13 protein-coding genes are annotated in these 13,898 nt (G+C 58.2%); 3 read left to right on the top strand and 10 right to left on the bottom strand.

The features are described 5' to 3' along the window. Window positions 1-201: 201 nt before the first annotated feature. From ACP3TY_RS00970 to ACP3TY_RS00960, 3 genes are all read right to left on the bottom strand, one after another. Window positions 202-807, bottom strand: a complete 606-nt coding sequence (locus ACP3TY_RS00970) for a 3'-5' exonuclease (RefSeq protein ID WP_053124223.1) — start codon at window positions 805-807, stop codon at window positions 202-204. Between the two features lie 22 nt (window positions 808-829). Next, window positions 830-1,309, bottom strand: a complete 480-nt coding sequence (locus ACP3TY_RS00965) for an NYN domain-containing protein (RefSeq protein ID WP_007949802.1) — start codon at window positions 1,307-1,309, stop codon at window positions 830-832. A gap of 215 nt (window positions 1,310-1,524) precedes the next feature. After that, entirely contained in the window at window positions 1,525-2,271 is a 747-nt protein-coding gene (locus tag ACP3TY_RS00960) for a DUF2076 domain-containing protein (RefSeq protein WP_426619081.1), read from the bottom strand. Window positions 2,272-2,449: 178 nt separating this feature from the next. Between ACP3TY_RS00960 and ACP3TY_RS00955 the strand changes: the two genes are divergently transcribed. Further along, window positions 2,450-3,124 (top strand): YciC family protein, encoded by a 675-nt coding sequence (locus ACP3TY_RS00955; RefSeq protein ID WP_212545766.1) that lies wholly within the window; start codon window positions 2,450-2,452, stop codon window positions 3,122-3,124. A gap of 75 nt (window positions 3,125-3,199) precedes the next feature. Further along, window positions 3,200-4,279: an endonuclease/exonuclease/phosphatase family protein gene (locus tag ACP3TY_RS00950; RefSeq protein ID WP_426619080.1), complete on the top strand. Its 1,080-nt coding sequence runs from the start codon at window positions 3,200-3,202 to the stop codon at window positions 4,277-4,279. 98 nt (window positions 4,280-4,377) lie between these two features. On the opposite strand, the gene ACP3TY_RS00945 is transcribed toward ACP3TY_RS00950, so the two are convergent. The 4 genes from ACP3TY_RS00945 to ACP3TY_RS00930 all read right to left on the bottom strand — a co-directional run bounded on the left by ACP3TY_RS00945 (window position 4,378) and on the right by ACP3TY_RS00930 (window position 8,844). Continuing rightward, on the bottom strand, window positions 4,378-5,214 hold the full coding sequence (locus ACP3TY_RS00945) for an ABC transporter ATP-binding protein (RefSeq protein WP_158960125.1): 837 nt from the start codon (window positions 5,212-5,214) through the stop codon (window positions 4,378-4,380). After that, entirely contained in the window at window positions 5,202-6,005 is an 804-nt protein-coding gene (locus ACP3TY_RS00940) for an ABC transporter permease (protein WP_008081110.1), read from the bottom strand. The genes ACP3TY_RS00945 and ACP3TY_RS00940 overlap by 13 nt, the downstream gene beginning before the upstream one ends. A gap of 10 nt (window positions 6,006-6,015) precedes the next feature. After that, entirely contained in the window at window positions 6,016-7,002 is a 987-nt protein-coding gene (locus ACP3TY_RS00935) for an ABC transporter substrate-binding protein (RefSeq protein ID WP_159813657.1), read from the bottom strand. 351 nt (window positions 7,003-7,353) lie between these two features. After that, window positions 7,354-8,844: an aldehyde dehydrogenase gene (locus ACP3TY_RS00930; RefSeq protein WP_426619079.1), complete on the bottom strand. Its 1,491-nt coding sequence runs from the start codon at window positions 8,842-8,844 to the stop codon at window positions 7,354-7,356. A gap of 221 nt (window positions 8,845-9,065) precedes the next feature. Between ACP3TY_RS00930 and ACP3TY_RS00925 the strand changes: the two genes are divergently transcribed. Then, a complete protein-coding gene (locus tag ACP3TY_RS00925) occupies window positions 9,066-9,980 on the top strand; it encodes a LysR family transcriptional regulator (protein ID WP_159813661.1) in 915 nt (304 codons plus the stop codon). 15 nt (window positions 9,981-9,995) lie between these two features. On the opposite strand, the gene ACP3TY_RS00920 is transcribed toward ACP3TY_RS00925, so the two are convergent. From ACP3TY_RS00920 to ACP3TY_RS00910, 3 genes are read right to left on the bottom strand one after another with little or no spacing between them, the layout of a single operon-like run. After that, window positions 9,996-11,180: an MFS transporter gene (locus ACP3TY_RS00920; RefSeq protein ID WP_426619078.1), complete on the bottom strand. Its 1,185-nt coding sequence runs from the start codon at window positions 11,178-11,180 to the stop codon at window positions 9,996-9,998. Further along, window positions 11,177-12,412, bottom strand: a complete 1,236-nt coding sequence (locus ACP3TY_RS00915) for an ATP-grasp domain-containing protein (RefSeq protein WP_426620419.1) — start codon at window positions 12,410-12,412, stop codon at window positions 11,177-11,179. The genes ACP3TY_RS00920 and ACP3TY_RS00915 overlap by 4 nt, the downstream gene beginning before the upstream one ends. A 38-nt stretch (window positions 12,413-12,450) precedes the next feature. Then, complete coding sequence (locus tag ACP3TY_RS00910; RefSeq protein WP_426619077.1) at window positions 12,451-13,833, bottom strand: FAD-binding oxidoreductase; 1,383 nt, start codon at window positions 13,831-13,833, stop codon at window positions 12,451-12,453. Window positions 13,834-13,898 lie beyond the last annotated feature (65 nt).

Here is a 13,898-nt window from a genome sequence, read left to right as displayed (position 1 = left end):
GGATATTCTAGAAAGGCTGGCGGGCAAAAATAAGTTACAAAACCCGTTAATCGCGCCGGTACACTTTTGAGCAAGCAACACCGAATCAAAGTGGGAGCGAGCCTGCTCGCGAATACGGTTTTTCATTCAACATTGATGTTGTCTGATACACCGCTTTCGCGAGCAGGCTCGCTCCCACAGGGGTTTTGTACTTGATTCAGGTCAGCGGTAGCGCTGCAGGTGTTCGCTGACTTTCGCGGCGGGGACTTTCTGCAGTTTGCACAGCAGGTCGTGCGATAGCTCGCGCACGCCGTGCTTGCCGCGCAATTCTTCAGCCAGATGCGCCATCAGGTTGGCCGCCATCTCGGCATCGGCCATGGCCCGGTGAGCCTGGCCCGTGTGCGGCAGGCGCGCGAAGGTGGTGAGGGTGCCGAGCTTGTGATTCGGCGCTGCCGGCATCAAGCGACGGGCCAAGAGCAACGAGCAGGCAAAATTCTGCAACCGCGTGCGCTTGATTCGCCCCAGTTCGAAGTCCCAGAACTTCTGGTCGAACGAGGCGTTGTGCGCCACCAGCGGCGTGCAGCCGACAAACTCGTTGACCTCGTTCATCACCTGTTCGGCCGGCGGCGCGGTGCGCAGCATGGCGTTGCTGATGCCGGTCAGTTGTTCGATGAACGCGGGGACGCGTACGCCGGCGTTCATCAAGCTCTGGTAACGCTCGACGATGCGGCCGTTTTCCAGCATGACCACGGCGATTTCCGTGGCGCGACAGCTGCTGTTCGGCGAGAGGCCAGTGGTTTCAAAGTCGATGACTGCAATGCGTTCCAAACCGGGTTCAACTCCGTTCAAATCAATTCTTGAGCAACAGTGCGCCTTCGATCGGCACGTAACGGCTGGCGGCGCGGATCAGCGAATTGGCGGTCAGGCCGGGCACACCATAGGCGACCGCTTGCACGCCGTGTTTGCTGATGATGCGTTCGAGCAGCATATCGAAATCACCGTCACCCGAGGCCAGGACGATTTCGTCGACGTGGTCGGCGGCGTCCATGATGTCGAGGGTGATGCCGACGTCCCAGTCGCCTTTGGCCGAGCCGTCGCTGCGCTGGATGTAGGGCTTGAGCTTCACGGTGAAGCCGAGGTTGCGCAGGATCTGCTGGAACTGCTGCTGCTTGCTGTCGCCACGGTCGATCGCGTAGGCGTAGGCCTCGACGATCTGCCCGTCCTTGCTGATATCGGCCCACAGCGCGGCATAGTTGAAATGGCAACCATAGGCCTGACGCACGGTGTAGTAGAGGTTCTGCACGTCGGCGAACACTGCGATTTTTTTCACCGGAGTTCCTGTGGGCGCGCAAGCGCACGAAGCGGGATCAGGCGCGGGGCCCGAAAAAGGCGCTCAGTATGCCAGCAAAAAGCACTGTGGCGAGGGAGCTTGCTCCCGCTGGGGCGCGTAGCGGCCCTTTCTTTTAAAAGAAGGCCTGCTGCGCAGTCCAGCGGGAGCAAGCTCCCTCGCCACAGGGGTTGTGTTGCTTGATGATTGACCGTTGGTCAGACGAAGGAATCGTCGTCATCGAAGAACGATGAGCTGTCGTCGCTGCTGTAATCGGTGTCGGTGAATCCGCCCTGATCGTTGCCGGCCATGCGCTGATCATCGCCCCAGCCACTGTTGCTCTGGTCGGCCACCTGCGCCGGTTCTGCCTTGATCACTTCAACGATTTCTTCCGGCTGCTGGTTGTGGTGGAACAGGCTGCTGATGCCTTGCGCCAGCATCACGCCACCCGCCACACCGGCGGCGGTTTTCATGGCGCCGCCGAGGAAGCTGCTGCCGGCCGCCGGGGCCGCTTGTTGCGCGTAGTTTGGTGGTGGTGCACCGACATTCTGTTGTGGCGCGGGCGCCGCATAATTCTGCTGCGGTGCCGGTTCGCGCCAGCCGCCAGTCGACGATGGGACTGCACTCTGGGTCGGCGCCGGACGCGAGCTGCCACCGAAAATACTCGACAGAAAACCACCGCCACCGCTCGAAGCAGGCGCAGCACTCTGCGCCTTGGCCGATTGCAATTCAGCCTGCAAACGCTGGACTTGCTGGGTCAGTTGCTTGTTCTGCTCATCGAGGCTCTTCAGCGCAGCCTCTTGCACCAGAATCGCCTGGGTCATGAAATAACCTGCCGCCGGTTGGCGTGTCAGGTGTTCCTTGATCCGCGTCTCGGCCTGGGCGTCGCGCGGGGCTGCCTCCGTTTCGGCCTGTTGCAGCCGGGAAAACAGTCCATCGATCAGGGTTTGCTCTTCGCTGTTCATGGCGACCTCGTAGATTGCCGGGGATAACGTTGCCCTCGTCCACGACGGACAAGGTGCTCTCCTGTAATGGAGACAGTGACAGGATGTTTCAACGACCTTTACCGAATGTTTACGTTTGTGTCGCCCCGCGCCGCATCGGTTAAAGTGAGCCACTGTTTTCGACCTGCGATACCGACTGATGAATGCCTTCGAAGTGCTGCGCGACTCCCTGTATTTCTTCAAACGCCATTTGGCCAGCATCGTGCAGCTGTGCCTGCCGTTGGTGATCTTCGAAGCGCTGCTGCAACAAGTGGTCGATCACAACACCGATCCGGACAGTTTTTCCTCGGTCAGCGTGGTCGTCGGCCTGCTGGTGTATCCGTTGTACACCGCAGCCCTGATTTTGTTTCTCGACGCGCGCACCCGTGGCGAGTCGCCGCGCACCCTTGATCTGCTGGCGATGTCGGCGCGCCTGTGGCCGCGTTTCGCCCTGCTCACGGCACTCAACACCTTGCTGATCCTGCTCGGCCTGTCGCTGTATTTCCTGCCGGGCCTGATGTTGATGGTGATGCTCGCGTTCGGCGAGTACCTGCTGGTGCTGCGCGGCCTCGGCCCGTTGCAGGCGATGAAAGAAAGCCTGCGCCTGACCCGTGGGCACTTCTGGCGGATTCTGTTGTGCATTCTCTGTGTGATGACGCCGCTGTGGCTGCTCAAAGGCGCGACACTGGCGGTGTATCCAGAGCCGCAGAACCCGGCGATCGCCGTGCTGATCGACAGCGCTCACAGCTTCCTGCAACTGTTCACCAGTGTGGTCTTGTTCCGGCTTTTCATGCTGATCAGCGAATCGCCTGACAAAAGTGACAGAGCGGTCTGACACGGCAGCCCTTGGGCTTCGCGCCTGCCGTCAGGTATGCTCGGGGCCACTTTCTGTAACGCTATAAGCCGAGCCATGACCCGCCTACTGCGCTACACCGTTGCGCTTGCCCTGCTCGCCCTCGTCCTGATCGGCGGGCTGATCTACAGCCTGACCTGGCGCCCCGACGCCCGCGAAACCTTGCCGGTCAGTTGCACCGGAACGCCGCCGACGCTGGTGCCGGGCCAGGCCTTGAAGGTCATGACCTGGAACGTGCAATACCTGGCCGGCAAGCGTTACGTGTTCTGGAATGATCTGGCGCAAGGCAATGATGAAGCGCCGACCACGGAAGACATGGCCTTCAGCCTCGACGAAGTGGCGCGGGTAATCCGCGACGAGCAACCCGATGTGGTGCTGTTGCAGGAACTCGATGACGGCGCCAAGGCCAGCGACTACCAGAACCAGCTCAAGCTGTTGCAGGAGCGCGTCTCCGATCTGTACCCGTGCAGCGCCCATGCCTTTGACTGGAAGGCCGATTTCGTCCCCGATCCGCACATCTTTGGCAGCGTTGGCCGGCAACTGGCGACCCTGAGCCGCTACCGCATCGAACACGCCGAACGCCTGCAACTGCCGGTGGCCCCGGCCAATTTCATCAGCCGTCAGTTTCAGCCGAAAGATGCCTTGCTCGCGACCAAACTGCCGCTCAGCGATGGCGGGCAACTGACGGTGTTCAATACCCATCTGGAACGCGCCAGCCAACCGGACAACACCTTGCAGGCGCAGGTGACAGCGATGACCAAGGTGCTCGACAAGTACGAAAGTCAGGGTTTGCCGTGGGTCATCGGCGGCGACTTCAATCTGTTGCCACTCGGGCAATACCGGCGCCTGCCCGCCGAGCAACGCACGCCCTACTCCGCCGACAGCGAACTGCACCTGCTGTGGGACAAGTACCCGATGATCCCGAACAACAACGAAGCCAGCGGCATCGACCGCGCGCAGTGGCTGACCCACTACCCCAACGACCCCGGCCTCAGAGGCCCGGATCGCACGGTCGATTACCTGTTCTACAGCCCGAAAATCAAACGGGTGGAAGCGACGGTGCGGCAGGACGATACGTTGCGCATCTCCGATCACCTGCCAGTAATCGCCCGCTTCCTGCTCCCCGCCACTCCATAACCACCACATTCCCGTGTAGGAGCTGCCGCAGGCTGCGATCTTTTGATCTTAAAAAACAACATCAAAAGATCGCAGCCTGCGGCAGCTCCTACACGGGATCAGTGCACTTCTTCGAGGTCGTCATGCAGCAACCCGAAGATCTGCCGTTTCATGTCGATAAACGAGCGCTCCATCACCATGTCCAGTGAACGCGGGCGTTCGATCGGCACGTCGAGAATCTGTTTGATCCGCCCCGGTTTCGCGCCCATCACATAGACCCGATCACCCAGCAAAATCGCCTCATCGATGTCATGGGTGACGAACAACACAGTCTTCTTAGTGTTGCCCCAGACCCGCAGCAACAACTGCTGCATCTGCAAGCGCGTCTGGCTGTCCAGCGCACCAAACGGTTCATCCATCAACAGAATCTGCGGATCATTGGCCAGTGCACGGGCAATCGCCACGCGCTGCATCATCCCGCCTGACAGCTGTTTGGCGTAGTTGTCGGCGAACCCGGCGAGACCGACTTCGTTGACGTAGTAATCAACAATCTCCTTGCGCCGCGCCGCCGGCATGCCGCGACGTTTCAAGCCGAACTCGACGTTCTGCCGCACCGTCAGCCACGGGAACAGCGTGTAACTCTGAAAGACCATCCCACGATCGGCGCCCGGCCCCTGCACTTGCTGGCCGCCAACATAGATTTCGCCGGAGGTCGGTTCGGCCAGGCCTGCGGTCAAATACAGCAGGCTGGATTTACCGCAACCCGATGGCCCGACCAGCACCGCAAACTGCTGATCCGGCACTTCGAACGAGACCTCTTCCAGCGCGGTAAATGTGCCGCCGTCGGGCTTCTTGTAACGCAGGCTGACCTTGTCCACCTGCAAACGCGGCGCGGCTTGCGCAGGGGTGGCAACGGGTTCGATAAAACGATGATTGGCAGCAGTCACTGAGCCCATGCGGCAACCCTCAGTCGGAGAAAACGGAACAGTTGATCGGTGACCAGACCGAGCAGGCCGATGATCGCGATGGCGAGGAAAATCACGTCCACCTGAAAACCGCGCATGGCTTTCAGGCTTAGGTAACCCAAACCGCTGGACGCGGCGACCAGTTCAGCCACCACCAGATACGTCCAGGCCCAACCCATGGTCACGCGCAAAGTGTCGAGCACACCCGGCACCGAGGCCGGGGCGATCACATGCAACACCGCATCGCGGCGGCTGGAGCCCAAGGTGTAGGACGCGTTGATCAAATCCTTGGAAATGCCTTTCGATACGTCGGCGATCATCACCAGTTGCTGAAAGAACACGCCGAAAATAATCACCGAAACCCGCTGCTCCAGACCGATGCCGATCCACAAAATAAACAGCGGCACGAACGAGGTCACCGGCAGGTAACGAATGAAGTTCACCAGCGGCTCAAGGAATGCCTGGACGATGCGGAAGCTGCCCATCAGCAACCCCAACGGCACCGCCACCAACGACGATACGATGAAGCCGACCATCACCACTTCGACACTCGCCCACACGTGTGTGCCGAGCGTACCGTCGCGGCTCAGGCGCACGGCGGCTTCAACCACCGCGCCCGGTGTCGGCAAAAACATTCCCGGCACGATGCCGCCATAAGAAAGTCCGGCCCATAGACCGACCAACAACACCCAGGCCAGAGCGCTGGCGCTCCACACCACTTGCACCGGCAATGCGGTTTTCGGCGTGAGGCTGCGGCTCAGCCACGAATTGCGCTTGAACATTGCAGGCCTCCTAGAGCGGGGTGACGAAACGGTTGTCGACCAGATCGTCGTTGCTGACGTTGTAAGGCTTGCCCTGCAATTCGCTGGCGGTTTCGTTGGCCAGTTTGATCAGCGGCGCGCTGTCGCCCGGTTTGCCCGGTGAGCCGAGCAGTTTCTCGCTCATCGCCTGATCGTAGAAACGCACGCCTTGCGCAGCGGCGGCCAGTTCCTTCGGATCGGAGAGGTAGCCGCCGACGCCTTTGGCCATGATTTTGTAGGCGTCCTCCGGATGATCCTTGGTGTATTGCACGGCTTTGTACAAACCGGCGACCAGCGCTTTGACGTCTTCCGGTTGCTTCTCGATGACGCTGCAATTGAGCGCGACCACATCGACGATCACGCCGGGGGTGCTGCTGCTGTCGATCAGCACTTTGCCCTGCTGCTTGTCGCGCACCATCGACAGGTGCGGTTCCCAGGTCACGGCGGCGGGTACGCGACCGGCGATGAACGCGGTGGCGGCATCGTCAGCGGTCATGTTCTGCACGGTGATGTCGCTCATGCTCATGCCGTTCTTTTTCAGCAAGTACGAGAGCCAGAACTGCGAAGTCGAACCTTCGTTGACCGCCACGGATTTGCCCTTGAGTTCTTGCAGGCTCTTCACGTCTTTGCCGACCAGTACGCCGTCGCCGCCATGGCTGTCATCCAGCGCCGCGACCGCTTTGAAGCAGAACTGCGGACGGTACTTGAGCACTTCATCGATGGTCGACGCCGAGCCGGACAATTGCCCGGACGCCTGCGCGGCCATGTACATCGACGCCTCTTCGACCACCGGCAATTCGACGGTCAAACCGTTTTCCTTGAAGTAGCCCAGATCCTGAGCCAGATAGAGCGTGCCGTAGCCGACCCACGTGGTATGGCCGATGGACAGGGTGCCGGCCTGGGCGCTGGTTGCGACCGTAGCGGCAAGGGCGGTGATTGCCAGAGGGTGAGTGAGACGGAGACACAAGGACTTGATCATGGAGCACTCCCGACGCTGTTGATTTAGTTTTGTCATGGGCAGTACGGTCGCCGGCCGTTGTGCAGTTGCCACCGTTGGTCTCTCGCGGACGCTTGGGCGGACAACATTCGGCTGGCGGGCAAGATCGATGGTGGCCCATGTGCGCGGTGAGGAAAATCAGGAAATTGTTGGCTGCAAATGATGAAAAAACTGGGTAGTGCGCACTGTGAAAGAGCAGCGCGAACCAGAGTGGTGCAAGCGCCTTAAAAGCAAAAGATCGCAGCCTTCGGCAGCTCCTACAGGGATCGTGTGAACACCACTAAACCTGTAGGAGCTGCCGAAGGCTGCGATCTTTTCTCAAGGCAGCAACAATCAGCGCAACTGAAACCAGGTGGTTTTCAGTTGGGTGTACTTATCGAAGGAATGCAGCGACAAATCGCGACCGAACCCCGACTGTTTACCGCCGCCAAACGGCACCGTCACATCCAGCGCATCAACGGCATTCACCGACACCGTACCCGCGCGCAACTGCCGCGCCACGCGATGTGCGCGGTTGAGGTCATCCGTCCACAACGAAGCCGCCAGACCGTAAACACTGTCATTGGCCAAGCGCAGCGCCTCTTCCTCAGTGTCAAACGGCACCACCGCCAACACCGGGCCAAACACCTCTTCACGAAACAGCGGCATATCCGCCGTCACACCGGTAAAAATCGTCGGCTCAATAAAATTGTCCGACCCGTTAAACCGCCGCTGCTGCCCGCCACAAATCCGCGTCGCCCCCGACTGCTCGGCACTGCGAATAAAACCCATGATGCTCGCCGTCTGCTTGCTATCGACAATCGCCCCGGCACTGCTCTGCGGATCCAGCGGATCGCCCGGCAACCAGCGTTCAGCCTGCGCTTTCAGCCGTTCAACAAACTCATCATGAATCGAACGCTCCACCAGCAACCGCGAGTTGGCCGAGCAGACTTCGCCCTGATTGAAGAAGATCCCGAACGCGGCTTTTTCCGCCGCCAGATCGAGATCCTGGCAATCGGCGAACACCAGATTGGCGCTCTTGCCGCCGCACTCCAGCCACACCTGCTTGAGGTTCGACTGCGCGGAATATTCCATGAAATATTTGCCGACCTGGGTCGAGCCGGTGAACACCAGACAATCGACATCCGCGTGCAAACCCAACGCCTTGCCCGTCTGCTCGCCAAGACCCGGCAACACGTTGAGCACACCCGCCGGCAACCCTGCTTCCAGCGCCAACTCGGCCAGACGCAACGCCGAAAACGGCGACTGCTCCGCCGGTTTTAAAATCACCGAATTTCCCGCCGCCAACGCCGGGGCTAGTTTCCACGCGGCCATGTCCAACGGGAAATTCCACGGCACCACCGCCGCAACCACCCCGAGCGCTTCGCGAGTAATCGTCGCCAATACATTCGGCGCACTGGGCGCGATTTGATCGTAGAGCTTGTCGATGGCTTCGGCGTACCAACGGAACACCCCGGCGGCGCCCGGCACGTCGAGGTTGTAGGCATCCATCACCGGTTTGCCCATGTTCAGCGAATCGAGCAAGGCCAGTTCTTCGCGATGGCTCATCAGCAAATCCGCCAAGCGCAGCAACACTTGCTTGCGCTCGGCGGGCGGGCGTTGCGACCAGGTGCCCGCCTCAAACACTAGCCGCGCATTGCGCACTGCCACATCGACATCTTCCTCGTCACATGCAGCGACATTCGCCAGGCACTGCCCGGTCGCCGGATTGATTGCGGCGAAGGTCTGCCCCGACTGCGCGGCGCAATGTTGGCCGTCGATCACGGCTTGATCGGGAAAATTCAACGCAACGGCACGGCGCTGCCACTCTGCAAGCTCGAACACGACGGATGCTCCTGAGACGTTATTGTGAATCGATGGTCGCTCAGGCCCGCGCGGGCTAAAAATAGTAAAAATATCTTCGCAGGCAATAAAAACACTGGGCAATGACTTCCCCCAATCGCTGCGCAGGTGGCTATGGTTGAAGGATAAAAACATCGTCGCGCCATGGACGTGGCGGCGCACAAATTGCTTTGAAGTCGAGTCCGCTCGTCCTGAGGTTTGCCGTGGCCGCCTACAATTTGCGTCAGTTGAAATACTTCATCACCACCGTCGAATGCGGCAGCGTTGCCGAAGCCTCGCGCAAGCTGTACATCGCGCAACCGGCGATCTCCACCGCGATCAAAGGCCTGGAAGACAGCTTCGGCGTGCAACTGCTGATCCGTCATCACGCCCAAGGCGTGTCACTGACGCCCAGCGGCGCGCGGTTTTTCCGCAAGGCACAAGAACTGCTGCGAATGGCCAAGGAGTTCGAACAGAACGCACTGGCCGACAACGACATTGTCGCGGGACAAATCGATATCGGCTGCTTTGAAACCGTCGCGCCGTTGTATCTACCGCAATTGATCGCCGGGTTTTCGGCGCTGTATCCGGGAGTGAAAATCCGCATTCGTGATGGTGAGCAGCAGGAACTGGTGCAAGGCCTGACGTCGGGAGCGTTCGACTTGGTGATTCTTTATGAACACGAACTCGATGCGACCATTCAGACCGAACCGCTGATGCCGGCGCAACGGCCATATGCGCTGCTGCCGGCGGATCATCGCTTTGCCGAGTACAAGCAGGTGTCGCTGCGGGATTTGTGCCTTGATCCGATGATCTTGCTCGATGTGCAACCGAGCCGGACTTACTTCGTCAGCCTGTTCGAAGAGCTGGGGCTGACGCCGCGCATCGAGTTCAGCTCGCCATCGATTGAAATGGTGCGCGGGATGGTGGGTCAGGGGTTTGGCTTTTCGATTCTGGTGACGAGGCCGCATTCGGAATGCACCTATGACGGCAAGAAAGTCGCGTGTGTCGAGATCGCCGAGGACGTCACCGGCTCGGGGTTGGTGGCCGCGTGGCTCAAGCGTGGGCAACTGACCAAACCGGCACAGTTGTTCGCGGATTATTGCCGCGAACAACTGACGGCCAAGACCGGTAATTGAATACTCCCCTACCCTTCAGGAAACCTGCGGTGATCGCTGCTCGATTTCTATGCCGATCAACGGGCGCTTCATGGCAATCGATATCCACGCGCCAACAGCGGCGATTACGCAGGCAGCAAATCCCAGCAGGAAAGACAAGAAGCTGAGCTCGTTGGCGACAGCCAGAAGTCCGAGTACAGCAGCCGTCGCCTCGGCAGCCCCCCACACACAAGTCTGCACGGACATCGCTACAGAACTGCGCCCTCTCCATATTTTTACGGCTTGGGCCTGATACAACGGGCCGCAGATCATCTCGCCAATCACGATAAAAACCACGACGAGGAACAGAATTGCCTGCACTTGAGACGAAACCATTAATAGCAGGCAACCCGCGCCGATCAGCAGGTTTGAAACGATGACCCGCCACAACCGTGAAACCCGCTGCGAGAGCGACGTTATATAGACCTGACTGAAAATAATGATGCCGCTGGCCACCAGAAACAGTACACCGACCAACTCACTGGAGAAACGCTCCGTCGCATAGGTTGGGAATACATAATAAAACTGCGCATAACCGATCATGGTCAAAAAGTTGATGATCATGAACGCAACAACTTTAGGCGACGCGTCGGAGATGCTCGCCGAAGACGCGAGACTGTCTGATGCCGCGATTGTTGACCTTGTCAGGTGAGGAATCAGCGTAGTAGACGCAGTTGCCAGAACACCTAACAGTAATGGCAGAGCAACAAACCAATAACCCGTTCCTGCCAATATCAACGATGCAACGAACGGTGCTATTCCAGCGCCCGCGTTCGCAGCGACATTCTCATAGGAAAGCACTCGCTCGTGCTCGCCCTCGCGAAAGTACTGAACAATGTATGAGATCTGCGAAATCGTCGCGATCGAATTGGCCACGCCAAACACCACCACCAAAACGATCCAGATCAGTACGTGGGTAACTCCCGCCGCAGCCGTCGCCAGCATTAAACACGCGGCCACTGCCACACACAGTAAAGCGAGGGCAATTTCACGTCGGCGATCAATCTTGTCCATCACGCCTTGAAAGGCCAGTGCACCCACCCGGTTTGAAACAATGGCGAAGCCGACGACGATGCCGGCTGCGCTGGTACTCAGACCTACAGCCGAGTTGAGCCAAATGGCCATGAACGGATAGAAACAACTCCAAGCGGCGGACGATAGAAACCGGACGAAGTAGATCATTGGAAGACCGGCCTTCTAGTGCCGCGATCCGTATGAATAAGCACTTGCCCTATCTCGCGTACGACAACGTCTGCGTAGCCGGTGAGCATGCCGATCCAGGCGTAATCAGACGTACCGATAGGCACGATCAGGCTGCCAACATTGGCGATCGGTGTATGAATGGAAGACAGGAGCGGAATTTCCCAGTCATGCACAATGGCCTCGTGATCCAGGCAATACCAGTAACTCAAAGTTTGGCGACACTGCTCGACAGGTTTGTAGTGGAGTGTGGTCTCGAGTAGTCCCAGCGGCAGCAGAGCAACGTGTTGCAGAACAGTGGCAGGCGCCAGGTCATAGGCCAAGGCAATTTGCTCGACAATACTCGCACCGCCGAGACGGCCCATATTGGCGTCGATAAGGTAAGCCGTAGACGGTGTAGCAATGAACTCGCAATGGAAAAAACCGTTATCGAATTCTGCACGTGCGATCAGATCGCACACGGCCGTCTCGATTTTCGAACGAACGGTTAAACCGATCATCTCGTTGGCTGGAAACTGATTGGCGACTTCGGTGAAACCGACACGGTTGCGCTTGGACAAGCCAAGAAAAACTACCTGCCCGTCTTGGGCGAAACCTTCCATGCTGACGAGATCACCCTCACAGTGCGCCTGAACGATCCACGCAGTGCTTTCAGGCTGATCAATTCCACTCCCCAGAATCGCCGACTTGATCACGCTGGAAGGATCCTCATTTGCCCCGATGGTAAGCAACATCGTCGCCACCGCGCCGGAGCCGACCGAGGGTTTCAGCACAACATCATTTTTGATACCAGGCGTCAGCCACGATATCTCGAAGTCTCCATCATTGAGCAAGACACAGGTCTCTGCTGGAACATGTTCAGGTATCAGGCCACCGACAAATTCCTTGGATGAGAGCTTGGCGAATTCAGCAGGCGGTGCATTAAATCCAAACGCTTTGGCGACTGCCGACACCATTGGAAAGAGTTCGTCAAAAAAAGTTGTGATGCTGTGGATCGCACTCACCAGTTCTTTATTGGCCTGCAAGTAAGCAGATAGCGCGTCGGTATCGCTAAATGCGGGAATGCAGGTGACCCCATCGAATACTGTTTTGGCTGCGCCATGAAAACCTGCAGGGTCCACCGACAGTATTGGCTCAAACCCCGCACTGCGAATTGCCTCGCAAACGTACTTGATGGATACCTTGTTAATTCCGACTATCAAAATGTGTCGCATATCTTTCACATCCATCCATAAAAATGAAAAATCGACGCTTACAGAGCATCAACGGTAAGCGGGTGATACATCTTGCCGGGGTTGAGGATATTCGCCGGATCCAAGGCCTTTTTGATTGCCCGCATAATCGGCAGCGCCGTACCGTGCTGGGCCGACATCCATTTCACTTTGCCCTGACCGACGCCGTGCTCTCCGCTGACCGTCCCGCCGAACGACAATGCACGACTCGACAGTCGACTTAGAAACGCCTGAATCTCCACACTCTCGTCCTGCCCTTCCTGAAGCATGATCAACAAGTGGAAATTACCGTCGCCGACATGGCCAATCAGCGGCGCGTCGAGCCCGGAAGCGATAATGTCTGCAGCAGTGGCGCTGATACAGGCACTAAGCGATGACAACGGCACACATACATCAGTGGCCAGCCCCTTGCGGCCGTTATAGAACGCGTGAAATGCCCACCAAGCGTCATGCCTCGCTTTCCACAGGGCCGTTCGCTCTTCAACACGTTGAGAGATCTTTAGTTGACCGCCGAACTCATGTGCACAATCGGTGAATATTTCAACGTTGCTGGCGACCGTCGATCTATCTCCGTGAAACTCAAGAAAAAGATGAGGCACTTCCGGCAAATCCAGCGCAGGGGAATAGGCATTGCACGCGCGGACAGCGTTAACATCCAACAACTCGATCCGAGCAATTGACAGGCCTTGTCCGAGAGCAGTGGCAACTGTCTGTACGGCGTTGTCGACAGAGTCAAACGAGCAGACTCCCGCGACAATTGTGTCAGGCACAGGGTGTAATCTGACTTCCAGCTCACTGAAGATACCGAGGGTTCCTTCTGAACCTACAGCGATAGCCAGCAAATCCAGGCCCATGGCAGATTTAGGTGCTCTACAGCCGATTTGCGCAACTGCCCCATCAGCCATGACCCAGCGTGCAGCTTTGACGTTGGCTGCCATCGTCCCGTAACGAACGGAGTTGGTGCCCGAGGCTCGCGTCGCAGCCATTCCGCCCATCGACGCGTTAGCGCCAGGATCAACTGAAAAAAACAGACCAGTGTCGCGCAAGTAACTGTTCAGTTGTTCGCGGGTAACTCCTGGCTGAACGGTCGCAGTCATGTCCATCGCGTTTATGCTAAGAATCGCGTTCATCTCAGAACAGTCGACACACACTCCACCACGTGGCGCATTGATTTGTCCTTCAAGCGATGAGCGGGCTCCGGCCGGAATCATCGCTACGCCATGTTCGTGACAAAGCCGCACAACCTGAACGATTTCTTCTTCACTTCGAACGGTGATTACCGCGTCAGGCGGGCTCAATTCAATACCGGGCGGCGCTTGGCAGAATTGTTTCCGGATGCTTTTTTCAAGCCTCAAGCGTTCGCCAAACAACAGACGAAGTTTTTCAACAACCAAAGCATTCATTAGTCTCATCCTTGTGCTAACTGATCACGGCCAGATTTGTTTTTATCGGTCCATCACTGCGCCAA

The sequence above is a fragment of the Pseudomonas rustica genome, assembly GCF_049959085.1.
Classification (GTDB): Bacteria; Pseudomonadota; Gammaproteobacteria; order Pseudomonadales; family Pseudomonadaceae; genus Aquipseudomonas; species Aquipseudomonas rustica.
Note: the sequence above shows the minus strand (reverse complement) of the source record. Positions and strands in the feature narration are given on the sequence as shown.

What these genes read in the sequence shown, in the direction of transcription:
- ACP3TY_RS00915 (WP_426620419.1), bottom strand. Translation starts at nt 12,412, where the DNA reads ATGCGACACATTTTGATAGTCGGAATTAACAAGGTATCCATCAAGTAC.
- ACP3TY_RS00940 (WP_008081110.1), bottom strand. Translation starts at nt 6,005, where the DNA reads ATGTTCAAGCGCAATTCGTGGCTGAGCCGCAGCCTCACGCCGAAAACC.
- ACP3TY_RS00920 (WP_426619078.1), bottom strand. Translation starts at nt 11,180, where the DNA reads ATGATCTACTTCGTCCGGTTTCTATCGTCCGCCGCTTGGAGTTGTTTC.
- ACP3TY_RS00955 (WP_212545766.1), top strand. Translation starts at nt 2,450, where the DNA reads ATGAATGCCTTCGAAGTGCTGCGCGACTCCCTGTATTTCTTCAAACGC.
- ACP3TY_RS00950 (WP_426619080.1), top strand. Translation starts at nt 3,200, where the DNA reads ATGACCCGCCTACTGCGCTACACCGTTGCGCTTGCCCTGCTCGCCCTC.
- ACP3TY_RS00945 (WP_158960125.1), bottom strand. Translation starts at nt 5,214, where the DNA reads ATGGGCTCAGTGACTGCTGCCAATCATCGTTTTATCGAACCCGTTGCC.
- ACP3TY_RS00910 (WP_426619077.1), bottom strand. Translation starts at nt 13,833, where the DNA reads ATGAATGCTTTGGTTGTTGAAAAACTTCGTCTGTTGTTTGGCGAACGC.
- ACP3TY_RS00960 (WP_426619081.1), bottom strand. Translation starts at nt 2,271, where the DNA reads ATGAACAGCGAAGAGCAAACCCTGATCGATGGACTGTTTTCCCGGCTG.
- ACP3TY_RS00935 (WP_159813657.1), bottom strand. Translation starts at nt 7,002, where the DNA reads ATGATCAAGTCCTTGTGTCTCCGTCTCACTCACCCTCTGGCAATCACC.